The organism is Sphingopyxis sp. SCN 67-31 (assembly GCF_001725095.1).
The window spans coordinates 91,141-105,245 of sequence record NZ_MEFH01000011.1 but is presented as its reverse complement, the minus strand read 5'-3'; the positions used below and the strand labels follow the sequence as shown (position 1 = coordinate 105,245).

Below are 14,105 nucleotides of genomic sequence, written 5' to 3'. Positions count from 1 at the left end.
GATAGTCAGATGACGCGTTTTCTCCTTCTCATGACCTCCGCACTTTCGATCGCCGCGGCCACGCTTGCTCTTCAGTCGTGTGGCGCGGAAAGCGTCGATGCGGCGCCTCCCGTTCGTCCGACCAACAGTCTAGTGGTCCTGCCCGACGGATCGACCATGGCCGCGGCGACAGGTTCGCTGTCCCGGCGCGTCTCCGAATGGCTGGCAAAACGCGAGGGCGGCAGCGCGGACTTTCAGTTCACCGGATTTCACGAAACGCAGCCCACACTCACCAGCAAGGGCCTCGGCCGTGCCGCCGATCTCGCGACGATCCTGCGCGCCGCGCCCACCGCGACGATCGAACTCGCAGGCGACGAGGCGCAGGCAACCACGCTCGCGCGCCTTCTCGAAGATCGCGGGATCGCCAACGAGAGGATGAGGGTAATTCCCGCCGCAGGTCTCGGCACCGTGACCATGACGATCCATCGCGGCACGACTGCGCCGCTGATGACCGCCCGGAGATAGGTCTCATTGACCAGCGTCGGGAATCAAGCCGGCGAGCCATTCCGCACAAAGAGCATTCGCAGTCTTATGGCGGTTGGAGCATCTGGAGTGAAAGGTTCCGGCCGCAGGGTTCCAGCCCCGATAAAATTCACGAACGTCATAACCTATGTTAAGTCCATGAAATTAGAGGAACAATCTGGAATATCCAAGCGTCTCTCCCATGCCCACCCCCGGGCAGATCATCATCAGGAGAGGCCATCATGGCGCAGAATAATCAACAGGGCGGCAACCAGCCGAATCCGAACCCCGGCCAGGACCGTCAGCAGGAACAGCAGGATCCGGCCCGCCGCCAGCAGGGCGACGATCGCGACGCCGATAAGAGCGGCAATCAGGGCGGCCGCGACGACGAGAATCGTCAGAACCGCTGATCCCTGGCACAACAACAGGCGGGCGCGCTGGTCGCGCTCTCCGGGCCGGGTCGTCGCTCCCGCGCGACCCGGCTTTTGCCGTGACGGGTCGGCCCGACCATGCTTCTGCTGCCCTCACTGTGCTCAAGACGGCGATCCAATCGAGGCGGCAATCGAGGACGAGACGATTGCCGATAGAGAACCGACACGAGACCATCATGAAAAGCGATGACGGCAGGTCGGCAAGCGAGGAGCGCGACCTCAGGACGGGGCGCACCATCTGGCAGGAGCACCGCCGCCCCCCGGTTCCCACCCTTCCCCTCCCGTCCCGCTCGCGCTGTGACGTCGCGGTGATCGGTGCGGGTATATCGGGCGCGCTGATTGCCGAGGCCCTGACCGAGGCGGGGCTCGACGTGATGATCCTCGACCGGCGCGGCATCGCGGAGGGATCGACCCCGGCTTCCACCGCGCTACTCCAATATGAACTCGACACGCCGCTCTCGCAGATGGCGGAGCGCATCGGCTGGGGGCGGGCGATGCGCATCTGGCGGCGCTCCTACCTGGCCGTCGAGGCCCTTCGCGCGCGCACCGAGCGGCTCGGACTCAAGGTCGGTGCTGCAACGCGCCCCTCGCTCTATCTCGACGGCGACCGCCTCGATCCTGCGCAGCTGGCGGCCGAGGCCGACGCAAGGCGCAGGGCCGGATTCGAGGTCGAACTCATCGGACCCGCCGAGACCGAGCGGCGCTACGGGATCAAGCGGCGCCATGCGATCGTCGGCTTCGGCAACTACTGCGCCGACCCGCGCGCGATGGCAGCAGCCTATCTGGGGGTCGCCGCGAAGCGCGGTGCACGGATCCATCCGCATAGCGAGATCGTGCGCGTCGACGCGGCGCAAAAGGGCGTGACGCTCGAGAGTGATCGGGGCGCACATGTGCAGGCTCGGCATGCCGTCTTTGCGACCGGATATGAGATGATGAAGGGCGTACCGAGGCTCGGCAACCATATCATGTCGACCTGGGTAATCGCGACGCGACCACAACCCGAAGCCCTCTGGCGGGACGGTGCGATGATCTGGGAGGCGTCCGATCCCTATCTCTATATCCGGACAACGCCGGAGGGCGCGGTGATCTGCGGCGGGGAGGATGAGGAAATCGCGAGCGCCGGCGAACGCGACGCCAGGCTTGCGGCCAAGACGAAAATCCTGACGCGCAAGCTCGCGGCCTTGCTTCCCGCGATCGATCCCGCGCCCGCCTTCGCCTGGGCAGGCAGCTTCGGCAATAGCCCGCTCGGGACACCGACCGTCGGGCGCGTGCCGCGGATGCCGAACTGCTATTCGGCGATGGGATATGGCGGCAATGGCATCACCTTCTCGATGATGGCCGCTCAGATATTGCGCTCGGAAATTTGCGGTGCGCGCGATCCCGACAGCGACCTTTTCGGATTCCGTCGGATATTCTGAACGGGCGGCGCGCAGGCACGCAGCAACGACAGGCGATAAGAACAGGGACATGACATCACAGGCAAGGACATCGGGGTCCGGAAAGCTGCTTGGCGTCGGCGTGCTCGGCGCGCTCGTCTGGTTCACGCGCCGCGGCCAGAAGCAGACCGCCAAGGACGACGGCCATTCAGCCGCGTCTCGTGTCCTCGTGCATCAGAGCCCCTCGCCCATTCATGCTGCGCGGTTGGGATAATATTGAGGGAGGTCGGTTTCGACTTAACCCATGTTGCTTCGCCCTTCCGCATACGCGGCCATAGCGTGTCGGCATGGTCCGCCATGCTGCGGGCCGGAACCGCATCGGCCCTGCCGATGTTCTTATGGCATGCACGATCGGAAATTCTGGAACGGGTTCGAAACGCCTTATGCCCTCATCGGTACGCTGGATGGGTGACGATCCCTTCAAGTCCAAGGAGGACCGGCTCGGTATCTTCATTCGCAAACTGCTCAGCCATAGCCGGCTGTCGACCGACGACCAGCAGGCGATAGCTTCCCTGCCCTTCAGTTTGCGACGGCTCGAGCCTAACGAATATATCTTGCGCGAAGGCGACCTCGCGAAGGTTTGCCCCGTGCTTCTCAGCGGCTTTGCGTATCGCCAGAAGACCTCGGCCGATGGCGGACGCCAGATCGTCGCGCTCAAGATTCCGGGCGATGCGCTCGACTTCCAGTCCCTCTACGTCGATATCGCCGACCACAACCTCCAGGCCCTTACCCCCGTCGAGCTTGCGGTCTTCGCCCAGAAGGATTTTGAAGCGCTCGTCGCGCCAAGGCCCAATATCGCGCGCGCCATCATCGTCGACATTCTGATCGAAGGCTCGATCAGCCGCGAGTGGCTGCTCAATATCGGCCGCCGCAACGCCCTCGGGCGCCTCGCTCACCTGCTGTGCGAGCTTTATTATCGCGTGCAGCAGATCGCGCTCGAAGAAGTTGGCGCCTTTGAATTTCCGCTGACCCAGGAGCAACTCGCCGACCTGCTCGGCCTGACGCCCGTTCACATCAACCGCACGATCAAGATTCTGGAGAAGGAAGGCGCGGTCAAACGCGTGTCGCGCCGCCTCACGATCGGCGATGTCGACACGTTGCGACGAATAGCCGATTTTTCTGATGTTTACCTGCATCGAACGTTGGATTCGCTCGTTTAGCAACCGGGGCGGCAAGACATCAGGAGAGAGCCTGCGATGCCCCGATATTATTTTCATGTTTGCGACGGCACGCAGGAGATCGACGAGCAGGGTCATGAGCTTGCCGATGACCTGGCCGCCCGGCGAGAGGCGGTTCACTATTGCTGCGGATTGCTCGGCGACGACCCCGACCTGCTCCTCGCTGACGAGAATTTGCGCATCAACGTCACTGCCGAAGACGGCCACCTCCGCTTCGCAATCGTCCTCAACGCGATCAGCGTCGATTGGCAACCGGGCACACGCGCCGAAAACCAACGCCTCACCGATACGCAGCGTTGAGCTCGGTGACGGCATTCAGTCTCCCCCTATGACGCCGCGCTGGCCCTCGATCCTTTGGGTCGTCCGGTATGGGCAAAGCGCGGGCAATGTCGCGCGCGATGCCGCCGACGCCGCGGGAGACCTCCGCATCGCGCTCGACCACCGCGATGTCGATGTCCCGCTCTCGCGCCTCGGAGAGGAACAATCGCGCGCGCTCGGCGAATGGTTTGCCGAAGGCCAGGAAGGATGCGCGGCGTCTGACCCCGCGAGAAAGGCCCCGCCTTCCGGCGGAGCCTTTCCGGGTCCAGAGGCATATCGCTATGCGCTGGAAGCCCCCCTCGAACGCTCCCGGGTCGCCAGGAACGCATGAAGAGCAGCGGTGATAAGCGCATCGCGCGTCTCGCGACACAACCTGGATCAAGTCGGAAGAACGGAACCGGCAACGACGCATGAAAGCCATCATTGTTCCCTTCGCAGGCGCCGACCTGATCTAGGTTAGGACGAATGCAAATTCTCTCGTGCGACTCCCTGTCGACACGCAACTCGCCACGGCAACGCCAGTTGTCCTCATGCCCCCTGCAAGAGGAGATCATCATGAGCATCAAAGGTAAAGCCAAGGAAGCCGCCGGCTATGTGAAGGAAGAAGCCTACGAAAATGGCGATTCCCCCGAAAGCCAGCGCAAGGCGCAGGAAGGCCGCGACCTTCGCAACGAAGGCCGGATCGAGGATGGCAAGCCGCCCAAAACCGGCAAGCCCGGCACCGAAAACTGAACCTTTCCCCTCGCAGCCGACCTCGACGCTGCGTCCTCGGCCCGCTTCGGCGGGCCGTTTTCTTGGCCATCGCCATCATGCGACCGTCGTGCAGCCGAACAGGCCGCGCCATCTTTCCCTCCGAACGCAAAGTTTCTGACGCGTCATGCAACCTTTCGCATTCTCACCGGTTTCTTTTCTGCAAGTCCCGATCTCCGGATCGGACTTCAGGAAAGCCCCGCCGCTTCGTGCAGTGGGGCTTTACCTTTTGGGCCGGGCACCACGATGCGTTATACTCGTGCCAAGGAACCTAAGTTCGCCCCGAGCGGTAACCGAACATGGACCTTTTTGACCCCGACCTGATCTGGCCGATTGCCGGCGCCACGCTGGCCGGCGCGATAATCGGCGCCGAACGCGAGTATCGAGCCAGCCCTGCGGGTCTCCGCACGCACATCCTCGTTTCGCTCTCGTGCTGCCTGCTGATGCTGTCCGCCGTGCATCAGATGGCGTGGCTCAACGATGCTCCTTCCGATGTCATCCGCATCGACCCGGTCCGCATGGCGCATGGCATCTTGACCGGCATCGGCTTCCTGTGCGGCGGCGTCATCTTCCGCGAAGGCTTCAATGTGCGCGGGCTGACGACGGCCGCCTCGCTCTGGACCACGGCAACGCTCGGCATGTTGTTCGGGATAGGGTTCTACCAGCTCGCGATTTTCGGCGGCGCCGCCACGCTCGCCGTGCTGGCGGCGGTTTCGGTCACCGAACGTTACGCGCCTCAGCGACGGATCGCGCACATCAGGGCCATATATCGTCACGGCAGCGCCATGACGCTGGGCGGCTTTGGCGACCTGCTCGCGGCGAAGCACCTCAAGTCGATCACGATCGACCAGGCGCTCGACGGCGATCAGCACAGCTTCACCGCGATCGCGGGCGGATACACCGAAAGCCGCGCGGAGGAGCTTGCGACAGACTGGTCGGCCGACGCCGATATCATCGGGTTCGAAATCCGCCCGCAACAGGCCTGACAGGGAAACGGCGAAGCCTGCAACCCTCTTCGCGGGGAGACGTTCAACTTGTTCGCAAGCAAAGGAATGATGATGCGCATGATTCTCACCCTCGCCGCCCCGGCTATCCTCCTCGCCGCCTGCTCCGACAGGAATGAAGCAGCCGAAGACAAGCTTGAGCGCTCCGCCGAGACAAGCGCCACCGTCGCGGGTCCCGTACCCGCAGCCCTCGGCCTCAGCGAAGCACAGCTGCTCGATGCCGATATCATCGGTGCCGACGGCAAGGAACTTGGCGACGTCGCTAAGGTCGAACGCGGAGCCGATAACAAGGTCGACCGCCTGCTCGTCGAACTCGATGGCGCGGGGCCGGATCGCTATGTCCATGTCCCGATCACCGGCCTCAAGGTCGTCGTTCGCGGAGACGACACCGATCTTCAGACGTCGATGACCAAGGCCGACCTTGCAAACCTGCCCGAGGTCAAGCTGCCCCCCGCGTGATCGACACGTCGCGATCAAACCTGGGATTAGCCATGGCGCCAGGATCGCGGCGGCGCGCCGCCATCGCGGACAAGTTCGCGGCGCTGCCGCGCTGGACGCGCATGACGCTCGCCTTGCTGGCCGGACTGTCGGCGGCGCTCGTCCTGTTGCTCGGGGCGTCCTCTCCTCGGATCTTCTCGACCTGACAGCAAAAGGCACGATGGCGGCACCGCTCGACACGAGCGCGATGACAATGACCATGCGTGCGCGGGGAACAAGCTTCAAGCAACTCGATCATATCGCCGAGGCGGGGCTCTTCGGTCGGCCGCTCGGCGATCCGCGCCAAGGCGACCGTCCTCAAGCGCGACGGCCGAACGAAAATCGATGCGACCATCGACGCGCCACAGCTCGACTTCGACGACCTCGCCGACGACGCAGGTCTCGCTGCCGCTCGTGCAAAGGAAGCCCGGATCGGTCCGCGCATCCTCCCCGACACGCGGATCAATCTCGAAAAGATGGGGCTAACCGACGGTACGATCCGCGTCTCGATCGCAAGCCTGCTGGTCAAGGGCGGTTCGGTCTTCAAGAGCCTGAGCGGCACACTCAAGCTCGATCACCGTGTCCTTCGCCTCCCTTATTGCCGCTCAGCAAGCCGTAGTGCATGCATCAGCCGTTGGACAAGTCCGGCTACTCATCAAAGCCGGACCGCCGCAGGAAACATCACGAATTGTGATGTTGCCAGGAGAAGAAGGTTAGCGTGATGCGCTTCAGCCAAGATCATGTTGCCGGCGTCTCGCGCCTCGTCGAACAAGAACCCGAAGTCTTGTCGAAAGCAGCCGTGTTTCGCCGCAGCTTGGCTTCGGCCGAAAAAATATCGGCGAAGGCCATTGCCATGTGCTGAGCACCATGATAGCGGGCCGCTCTCTTCGCAGCACAAGGCTCCAGAGCCACTGATGAAGAACGCCGCAAACCGGCAGTGGACGCATAGCTCAGTTGGTAGAGCAGCTGACTCTTAATCAGCGGGTCCTAGGTTCGAGCCCTAGTGCGTCCACCACTTCCTTCGACGATCTGCGCCGCAGAACCGCTCATGAATATGACCTCGCATATTCCGCGACGTGGAACGCGTGCGGCCTCAAATGGCGACTTCGAAACTGTCGGCCCGCGCCAGCTTCCAGGCGTTGCCGTAGAAATCGCGTTCGCAGGCGCCGTCCAGCAATTCGCCTTCCTCAAGGAAGATATGGAGTTGGGAGAAGAGCCGGATCTCGGTCAGGCTGACCCGGCGGACGAGATGGTGCGGGGTGATTTCGCCCGGATGAGCTAGTCCGGCCGTCGCGATCATCTCGGACAGCGCGAGAAGCGTGTTGCGGTGGTAATGATAGACGCGCTGCGCCTTGTCAGGCACGACGAGCGCGCGCTGGCGAACCGGGTCCTGCGTCGCGACGCCCGCCGGGCAGCGGTTGGTATGGCAGGAGAGCGACTGGATGCACCCGATCGCGAACATGAAACCGCGGCCCGCGTTGGTCCAGTCCGCCCCCAGCGCGATCGCGACCGCGATGTCGAAGGCGCTGACGATCTTGCCGGCCGCGCCAACCCGGATCCGGCTGCGCAGACCTGCCCCCACCAGCGTGTTGTGCACGAAGAGCAGGCTTTCGCGCAGCGGCATGCCGAGGTGGTCGGCGAATTCCTGCGGCGCCGCTCCGGTCCCGCCTTCGGCGCCGTCGACGACGATGTAATCGGGCAATATCCCGGTTTCGAGCATCGCCTTGACGATGCCCATGAATTCCCAGGGCTGGCCGACGCACAGCTTGAAGCCGACCGGCTTGCCGCCCGAAAGACGGCGCAGGTCGGCGATGAACTGCACAAGCTCGATCGGTGTCGAGAAGGCCTGGTGCCGCGCCGGCGAAATGCAGTCGCGGCCCATCGGGATGCCCCGCGTCGCCGCGATCTCCGCGCTCACCTTTTCGGCGGGCAGGATGCCGCCCTTCCCCGGCTTGGCGCCCTGGCTGATCTTCAGTTCGATCATCCGGACCTGCGGATCGGCCGCCCGTTCCGCAAAGCGGGCGGGGTCGAAGCGGCCGTCTTCGGTGCGACATCCGAAATAGCCGCTGCCGATTTCCCAGATCAGGTCGCCGCCATGCTCGCGATGATAGGGACTGATCGAACCCTCTCCGGTATCGTGCGCGAACCCGCCCAGCTTCGCCCCCTTGTTGAGCGCGCGGATGGCATTGGCGCTCAGCGCCCCGAAACTCATCGCGGAGATGTTGAAGATCGATGCCTGATAGGGTTGCCGGCACGCGTCGCCGCCGATCGCGACCCGGAACGTCGCCGGGTCCGACGGAGGCACGGGGCGGGTCGAATGCGCGATGAATTCATAGCCGTTCTGATAGACGTCGACCAACGTTCCGAACGGACGATCGCTGATCTGGTTCTTCGCACGCGCGTAGACCAGAGACCGCTGGATACGCGAGAAGGGCGCGCGTTCGTGGTCGCCCTCGATCAGATATTGCCGGATCGCCGGCCGGATCTCCTCGAAGAACCAGCGCAGCCTGCCGACGATCGGGTAATTCCGCTTGACCGCATGCCGTGCCTGGAAAATGTCGAACAAGCCGACGAGCGACAGGGCGACGCTCGCCGGAAAGACGAACAGCGCCCATGGCGTCGGAAGGAACAGCCCCGACACCAGCGCGGCGAGGACGCTGAGGAACAGCGGAGCAAAGCGTTTGGGAAACAAGTCGGTCTCCATTCGATCGGGCGACATGGCAAGGGGAGGAAGGTTGCGATGGCGCGCGACCGAAGGGGCGGTCATCCGGACCGGCGGCGCATCCGCGTCGTCGCGGGCATGGGGATCATGTGGCCCGCCGTCTGCCGCGCGGAACGAAACGAGGCGTCACGTCGCGTTCGTGAAGCAGGCTGACCATCGCGAGCATCACCCGGCGCGCCGATGCGCTCGCACCGATGCGCGGATCGCACCAGAGGCTGGAATAAAGCGCGGCATGGCGACGCAAGGCGCGATCGAGATCGCCCTCCCGGCCCGCCAGGCGGCGTTCGAGGTTCGCCACCGCGTGCGACGCGCGTTCGATCGGCAGGCCGTTCGCGTCGATGGCGCGCCAGACGGCGCGGCGCTGTGCCTCCTGCGCTGCGGGCGAAGCGTCGACACGGAAATGTCGGTCGAGCACGGCCTCCATCGGCTCGCCCGGCGTTCGCCGATCGGACAGGCGCAAGGCCAGCGCGAGCATCTGGTCGTCGGCTAACGGCGAATGTTCGAGCCGCTCGATCGCGCTGTATCCATCGTCCGCAACCGCCCGCATCCGGGACGCTTCCACAGCGGAAGCCAATATTTGCTCCGCCCGCTGCGCGGCTTCGTACAGCAGGCGCGAGAACAGCGCTTGCTGTTCCGCAGGTTCATCCACATCGATCTCCAAAGCGCTGAGCGGCGAGCGGCCCACGGGCGCGAACCATGCCGCATGTCTCGAAAACCCCCGGGCCCGCCGCGATGCGGGTCCGGGGCGGCTAGCCTTCGAGCAGCCGACCGGCGTGATGCGCCGAGCGCCTCAGGGACAGGGAGACATGCATGGCGCGCAACATGGCCTTCTTTGCGGAAAATTCAACAGGCCGCGATGCTTCCTCCGTATCGCGGCACGTCCGGCCACCCGCATCGACCGCACCGCGATCCCATTTCGCGCCGAATTTCGCTTTACAGGGCAGAGGGTGCCCGCCCGCTCTTGGCAGCGGGCCGCGAATGATGAACCATAAGCGGTCGCAAGGGGGATGTGATGGGGGAAGCTCGGTTGGGGAAAACGGCGACCGGCCCGATACGCGGCGGGCGGTCATGACCGACGTCAAGCTGGAGCGCGAGGCGCTGAAGCTGTTCGAGCGGATGCTCGACATCGAGGAAGCGGAACGCGACGCGTGGATCGAAGTGCAGACCGAGAACCGGCCCGAACTGGCGAGCCGGCTGAGGGCGATCCGCCGCGCCGCGGACAATGCGATGCTCCAGACCGGAGCGGCAACCGACGCGCTGGAGGACGAGGAAATTCCCGAGCGCATCGGCGCCTATCGCATCGTCGCGCGCATCGGGCGCGGCGGCATGGGTTCGGTTTATCGCGGCGAGCGCGCGGCGGGCGATTTCGTCCACGAAACGGCGATCAAGATCATCAAGCCGGGGCTGCTTTCCGAGAATCTGGTCGAACGCTTCGAACGCGAGCGCCAGACGCTGGCGCGGCTGCGCCACCCCAATATCGCCCAGCTCTATGACGGCGGCGCGACCGAGAACGGGTCGCCCTATATCGTCATGGAATATGTCGACGGCCTGCCGCTGTTGCAGTGGATCGACGAACATCGGGCGAGCCCGGCCGAGCGGCGGCGGCTGTTCCGCGACATCTGCGCCGCGGTCGGCGTCGCGCACCAGAATCTGATCGTCCACCGCGACCTGACGCCCTCGAATGTGCTCGTCACCCACGACGGAACGGTCAAGCTGATCGATTTCGGCATCGCGCGGCCCGCCGACGCGCTGGCGGGACCCGGCCCGGTCGCGACCACCGGCCGGTCGTCGCTCGACAGCCTGAGCCTGACGCCGGGCTATGCCGCGCCGGAGCGCATGACGGGCGCCGAGGTCACCACCGCCGCCGACATCTTCTCGCTCGGCCGGCTGCTGGCCCGGATGATGCCCGAAGGCGACGACCCCGAATTGCGCGCCCCTGAATTACGCGCCATCGTCGCGCGCGCGACGGCGGAGGAACCGGGGCGGCGCTACCCCACGGCGGAGGCGCTGCGCGCCGACGTCGAGGCCTGGGACGCGAACCTGCCCGTCGCGGCGATGGGCGGCGGGCGGGCCTATGTCCTGCGCAAGTTCGTTCAGCGCCACCGCTTCGGCGTGTTCGCCGCCACCGCCGCCGCGCTGCTGATCGCGGGCGCCTTTGCCGCGACGGGATATGCCTATTCGGTCGCGGATCGCGCACGCGCGGCCGAAGCGACGCGCTTCGGCCAGCTTCGCGACCTCGCGCGCTACATGCTCTTCGATCTCAACGACCGGCTCGAACGCGTCGTCGGCAACACCGAAGCACGCGTCGACCTGGCGCAGAGGGCACAGACCTATCTGTCCGCGCTGGCCGCATCACCGGGCATCGCGGACGACCTGCGGCTGGAGGCGGCCGAGGGTTTCATCAAGCTCGCGCGCATCCAGGGCGTTCCCGGCGAGCCCAATTTCGGCGAGAAGGAACAGGCGCGGACCAATCTGGCCGCGGCGGAAAGGCTGCTGCGCGCCGTTCGCGATCCGGGCGCGCCAACCGCCAATGTCCTGGCGCGACTGTACGCCCATCGCGCGGTGATCGAGGCGCACGGCTTTCTCGACGACAAGGCCGCCGACAGGGCGATCGCCGAAGCGGCCCGCGCCCTCGACCGGACGCCCGCGGCGAAACGCGACCTCGGCTGGTTCGAGGCGCGCAGCACCGTCCGCAAGGCACAGATCGAACTCGCCGACCTCGCCGACAGGATGGACCGCGTCGGCGCGCTCGCACAGGATCTGGAAAAGGAGGTCGGCGAATGGCCCGCCGACGCGCAGACCTCGCGCGCGGCCGAACTCGACCGCGCCTATGCCGACTATTACCGCGCCTATGCGCTGTCGTTCGACGACAAGACGATGGAACGGAGCCTGCCGCTGTTCCACGCCGCCGAACAAAGGTTCCGCGATCTCGAGCGCGCGCTGCCGAACGATCCCATCGTCCTCGACATGATCGCTTGGACCGGCTATAACGGCTTTCCGGTCGCCTCGCGCCTCGGCAAGAAGGAAGAGGCCGCCCATTTCAACGAACTGGCGCAGACGACGATCGATCGGCTGATGGCGATCGAGACCCGCGACAATGGCCTGATCACCATGTCGACCGGCATCCGCGAGGCGCAGGCGCAGTGGTTGCGCGACAGGGGCCGCTTCGCCGAAGCCATCGCCACCCAGCGCGAGGTGATCGCCGGACACCGGAAGCTGCTGGCGGTGAAGCGGTCGGCGAACACACTGAGCGCGCACGGCTTTTCGCATATCATCCTCGGGATCATCGGGCGCGATGCCGGCGACCGGGCGCTGGCGTGCGATTCATGGCGGCAGGCCGAGCGCGACTTCGCGGACCTTCAGAAACGCGGCACGCTGCTCGGCTTCTATGCCGAGTTCCTGCCGGGGCTGCGCGCGAATCTGGCGAAGTGCGCGGCGGGGCGGCCCGCGTCCGATTTCGGCCCGCTCCGCTGACCCGGCATTGTCGCCCCGCGGGACGGCACGGTCAGTCGGGGTCGATCGGATTGGCGAGCGCGTCGGCCAGCCAGGCCCGCGCCACCTGCCATCGCCGCTTCACAGTCGGTTCCGACACGCCCATCACCTCGGCGATATCGGCCGTCGTCATGCCGCCGAAATAGCGCATCTCGACGATCTCCATCAGTTCCTCGTCCAGCACCCGCAAACGCATCAGCGCCGCGTCGAGCGCACCGAGGTCGATGCGGCGTGGGCCGTCCTCGATCTGCGTCGACAATTCCACCTTGCGATGGCTGCGCTTCGACGAGGACCGCAGGCGCGCGTGATCGATCAGGATATGGCGCATCATCCGCGACGCGAGCGCGATGAAATGCGACTTGTCGGCCAGCGAGATGCGCTCCATCTGCACGAGCCGCAGCACCGCGTCGTTGATCAGGTCGCCGGTCGAAAGCGACGAATTCTGTTCGCGCCGCAACCGTGCGGCCGCGATCTGCTCCAGTTCGGGATAGAGTTTCCCGATCAGTTGATCGCGTCCATCGGCGACGCCATCGCGCCAGTTCCGCAGCAGCAATCTGGTCTGTGAACTTTCCACGAGCCGAATCCCCTCAACGCTCTGCGACCCGACCTTTCGGTCAGGGTAATATTGCAATGCATCATCGCGCAACCCCCTGCTTTTGCCGCGAATCCCGTTTTCGGGCGTCCGGCGGAAATTCGTCCGCCGCCGTGATCCGAATTCCACCGGTTCGCCGCTAACCAAGACGAGGGCGAACGGGCCGCATGGCGGATGCCGACGCGGAAATGCCGGGACTATTGGGGGGACCGTGGGCGCGTGACCGATCGAAAGCGCATATTCGTCGCCAGCGCCGCTGTCCTGGCCGTGGCGGGTGGCCTGTATCTGGCGCTGGCGGACAGCAGCGCCGACAGTCGCCCGGCGGCTCAGCCTGCCATCCAGCCCGCGACCCCCGCCATCCAGCCGCTCGCAGCCTCGCCGCCGGCCGACACGGTGGCGCCGCCCGGCCTCGACGCCTCCCGCCCCAACGACTGCCTGATCGAACCGAGCCGCGTCGTGCGGGTCAACAGCGGTGTCGAGGGCGTGATCGAGGCGATCTACGTCGACCGTGGCGACAATGTCGGCAAGGGACAGGTCGTCGCCCGCCTCCGCGCCGACGTCGACCGCGCGAGCGCCGCCGCCGCGGAGGCCCGCGCCGCCAATGCGCATGCGGTGCGCGCCGCCGACGCCCGCGCCGTCTACCTCGCTTCGGTCAGCCGCCGCAGCGACGAGATCCGCACCCACCTCGCCCGCGACAAGGTGGAGGAGGCGAAGGCCAACGCCGATGCTGCGGCGGAGGAACGCCGCGCCGCGGCGCAGGACCAGCGCGTCGCCCAGCTCGAATATGTCCGCACCCAGCGCATCCTGACCGAAAAGACCGTTCGCAGCCCGGTCAATGGCGTCGTCGTCGAGCGCGCGATGGCGCCGGGCGAATATCGCGGACCGAGCACGTCGCACATCCTGACCATCGCCCAGATCAACCCGCTCAACGTCGAGGTGTTCGCCCCGATCGCGCAGCTCGGCGCGGTGCACGTCGGCGACATGGTGACGGTGTTCCCCGAGGACCCGGTGGGCGGGTCCTATCAGGCGCAGGTCAAGGTGATCGACCGCGTGTTCGACGCGGCCAGCGGCACCTTCGGGATGCGGCTGGAGCTTCCCAATCCGGGCAACAAGCTACCCGCCGGGCTTCGTTGCCGGCTTGAAATCGGCGGAAAGGCGTCACCGCGCACATGACGGCGCGGGGGCAAGCCAGCGAGAACAGGAG

Annotated in this window: 17 protein-coding genes and 1 tRNA gene; 15 read left to right on the top strand and 3 right to left on the bottom strand. The window is 65.6% G+C overall.

Features of this window, described 5'->3' with window-relative positions; genetic code table 11:
- Positions 1-9: 9 nt before the first annotated feature.
- The 13 genes from ABS88_RS00960 to ABS88_RS00900 all read left to right on the top strand — a co-directional run bounded on the left by ABS88_RS00960 (position 10) and on the right by ABS88_RS00900 (position 7,110).
- Positions 10-504, top strand: coding sequence for a hypothetical protein (locus tag ABS88_RS00960; protein WP_104959744.1), 495 nt, complete (start codon positions 10-12; stop codon positions 502-504).
- 239 nt (positions 505-743) lie between these two features.
- Positions 744-911, top strand: a complete 168-nt coding sequence (locus ABS88_RS00955; protein ID WP_156483013.1) for a hypothetical protein — start codon at positions 744-746, stop codon at positions 909-911.
- Between the two features lie 197 nt (positions 912-1,108).
- Entirely contained in the window at positions 1,109-2,350 is a 1,242-nt protein-coding gene (locus ABS88_RS00950) for an NAD(P)/FAD-dependent oxidoreductase (RefSeq protein ID WP_076074819.1), read from the top strand.
- Between the two features lie 422 nt (positions 2,351-2,772).
- A complete protein-coding gene (locus ABS88_RS00945) occupies positions 2,773-3,528 on the top strand; it encodes a Crp/Fnr family transcriptional regulator (RefSeq protein ID WP_067107893.1) in 756 nt (251 codons plus the stop codon).
- A 36-nt stretch (positions 3,529-3,564) separates the two neighbouring features.
- Positions 3,565-3,846, top strand: coding sequence for a DUF6894 family protein (locus ABS88_RS00940; RefSeq protein ID WP_067107890.1), 282 nt, complete (start codon positions 3,565-3,567; stop codon positions 3,844-3,846).
- Positions 3,847-3,874: 28 nt separating this feature from the next.
- The gene (locus tag ABS88_RS24960; protein WP_353745028.1) at positions 3,875-4,195 is read left to right on the top strand and encodes a histidine phosphatase family protein; all 321 of its coding nucleotides are present in this window, start codon (positions 3,875-3,877) and stop codon (positions 4,193-4,195) included.
- 224 nt (positions 4,196-4,419) lie between these two features.
- Positions 4,420-4,596, top strand: coding sequence for a hypothetical protein (locus ABS88_RS00930; RefSeq protein ID WP_286748684.1), 177 nt, complete (start codon positions 4,420-4,422; stop codon positions 4,594-4,596).
- A 317-nt stretch (positions 4,597-4,913) separates the two neighbouring features.
- Positions 4,914-5,600, top strand: coding sequence for an MgtC/SapB family protein (locus ABS88_RS00925; protein ID WP_076074816.1), 687 nt, complete (start codon positions 4,914-4,916; stop codon positions 5,598-5,600).
- Between the two features lie 72 nt (positions 5,601-5,672).
- Complete coding sequence (locus tag ABS88_RS00920; RefSeq protein ID WP_076077710.1) at positions 5,673-6,077, top strand: hypothetical protein; 405 nt, start codon at positions 5,673-5,675, stop codon at positions 6,075-6,077.
- A 32-nt stretch (positions 6,078-6,109) separates the two neighbouring features.
- Positions 6,110-6,262: a hypothetical protein gene (locus tag ABS88_RS00915; RefSeq protein WP_158682236.1), complete on the top strand. Its 153-nt coding sequence runs from the start codon at positions 6,110-6,112 to the stop codon at positions 6,260-6,262.
- A 57-nt stretch (positions 6,263-6,319) separates the two neighbouring features.
- Positions 6,320-6,817, top strand: coding sequence for a hypothetical protein (locus tag ABS88_RS00910; protein WP_158682238.1), 498 nt, complete (start codon positions 6,320-6,322; stop codon positions 6,815-6,817).
- On the top strand, positions 6,814-6,957 hold the full coding sequence (locus tag ABS88_RS00905) for a hypothetical protein (RefSeq protein WP_156483012.1): 144 nt from the start codon (positions 6,814-6,816) through the stop codon (positions 6,955-6,957). The genes ABS88_RS00910 and ABS88_RS00905 overlap by 4 nt, the downstream gene beginning before the upstream one ends.
- Positions 6,958-7,034: 77 nt before the next feature.
- Positions 7,035-7,110, top strand: a tRNA-Lys gene (locus ABS88_RS00900).
- A gap of 78 nt (positions 7,111-7,188) precedes the next feature.
- On the opposite strand, the gene ABS88_RS00895 is transcribed toward ABS88_RS00900, so the two are convergent.
- On the bottom strand, positions 7,189-8,799 hold the full coding sequence (locus ABS88_RS00895) for an FMN-binding glutamate synthase family protein (protein WP_076075989.1): 1,611 nt from the start codon (positions 8,797-8,799) through the stop codon (positions 7,189-7,191).
- Positions 8,800-8,902: 103 nt separating this feature from the next.
- Complete coding sequence (locus ABS88_RS00890) at positions 8,903-9,502, bottom strand: hypothetical protein (RefSeq protein ID WP_158682240.1); 600 nt, start codon at positions 9,500-9,502, stop codon at positions 8,903-8,905.
- Between the two features lie 383 nt (positions 9,503-9,885).
- Here ABS88_RS00890 and ABS88_RS00885 point away from each other — a divergent pair, with 383 nt between their 5' ends.
- On the top strand, positions 9,886-12,291 hold the full coding sequence (locus ABS88_RS00885) for a serine/threonine-protein kinase (protein WP_286748683.1): 2,406 nt from the start codon (positions 9,886-9,888) through the stop codon (positions 12,289-12,291).
- Positions 12,292-12,322: 31 nt separating this feature from the next.
- On the opposite strand, the gene ABS88_RS00880 is transcribed toward ABS88_RS00885, so the two are convergent.
- Positions 12,323-12,883, bottom strand: coding sequence for an ECF-type sigma factor (locus tag ABS88_RS00880; protein WP_067112272.1), 561 nt, complete (start codon positions 12,881-12,883; stop codon positions 12,323-12,325).
- 237 nt (positions 12,884-13,120) lie between these two features.
- Between ABS88_RS00880 and ABS88_RS00875 the strand changes: the two genes are divergently transcribed.
- Positions 13,121-14,074 (top strand): efflux RND transporter periplasmic adaptor subunit, encoded by a 954-nt coding sequence (locus tag ABS88_RS00875; RefSeq protein WP_104959748.1) that lies wholly within the window; start codon positions 13,121-13,123, stop codon positions 14,072-14,074.
- Positions 14,075-14,105 lie beyond the last annotated feature (31 nt).

Coding starts and splice junctions, on each gene's coding strand:
- ABS88_RS24960 (WP_353745028.1), top strand. CDS start 3,875: ATGACGCCGCGCTGGCCCTCGATCCTTTGGGTCGTCCGGTATGGGCAA.
- ABS88_RS00945 (WP_067107893.1), top strand. CDS start 2,773: ATGGGTGACGATCCCTTCAAGTCCAAGGAGGACCGGCTCGGTATCTTC.
- ABS88_RS00955 (WP_156483013.1), top strand. CDS start 744: ATGGCGCAGAATAATCAACAGGGCGGCAACCAGCCGAATCCGAACCCC.
- ABS88_RS00930 (WP_286748684.1), top strand. CDS start 4,420: ATGAGCATCAAAGGTAAAGCCAAGGAAGCCGCCGGCTATGTGAAGGAA.
- ABS88_RS00915 (WP_158682236.1), top strand. CDS start 6,110: ATGGCGCCAGGATCGCGGCGGCGCGCCGCCATCGCGGACAAGTTCGCG.
- ABS88_RS00895 (WP_076075989.1), bottom strand. CDS start 8,799: ATGGAGACCGACTTGTTTCCCAAACGCTTTGCTCCGCTGTTCCTCAGC.
- ABS88_RS00950 (WP_076074819.1), top strand. CDS start 1,109: ATGAAAAGCGATGACGGCAGGTCGGCAAGCGAGGAGCGCGACCTCAGG.
- ABS88_RS00925 (WP_076074816.1), top strand. CDS start 4,914: ATGGACCTTTTTGACCCCGACCTGATCTGGCCGATTGCCGGCGCCACG.
- ABS88_RS00885 (WP_286748683.1), top strand. CDS start 9,886: ATGACCGACGTCAAGCTGGAGCGCGAGGCGCTGAAGCTGTTCGAGCGG.
- ABS88_RS00940 (WP_067107890.1), top strand. CDS start 3,565: ATGCCCCGATATTATTTTCATGTTTGCGACGGCACGCAGGAGATCGAC.
- ABS88_RS00960 (WP_104959744.1), top strand. CDS start 10: ATGACGCGTTTTCTCCTTCTCATGACCTCCGCACTTTCGATCGCCGCG.
- ABS88_RS00920 (WP_076077710.1), top strand. CDS start 5,673: ATGCGCATGATTCTCACCCTCGCCGCCCCGGCTATCCTCCTCGCCGCC.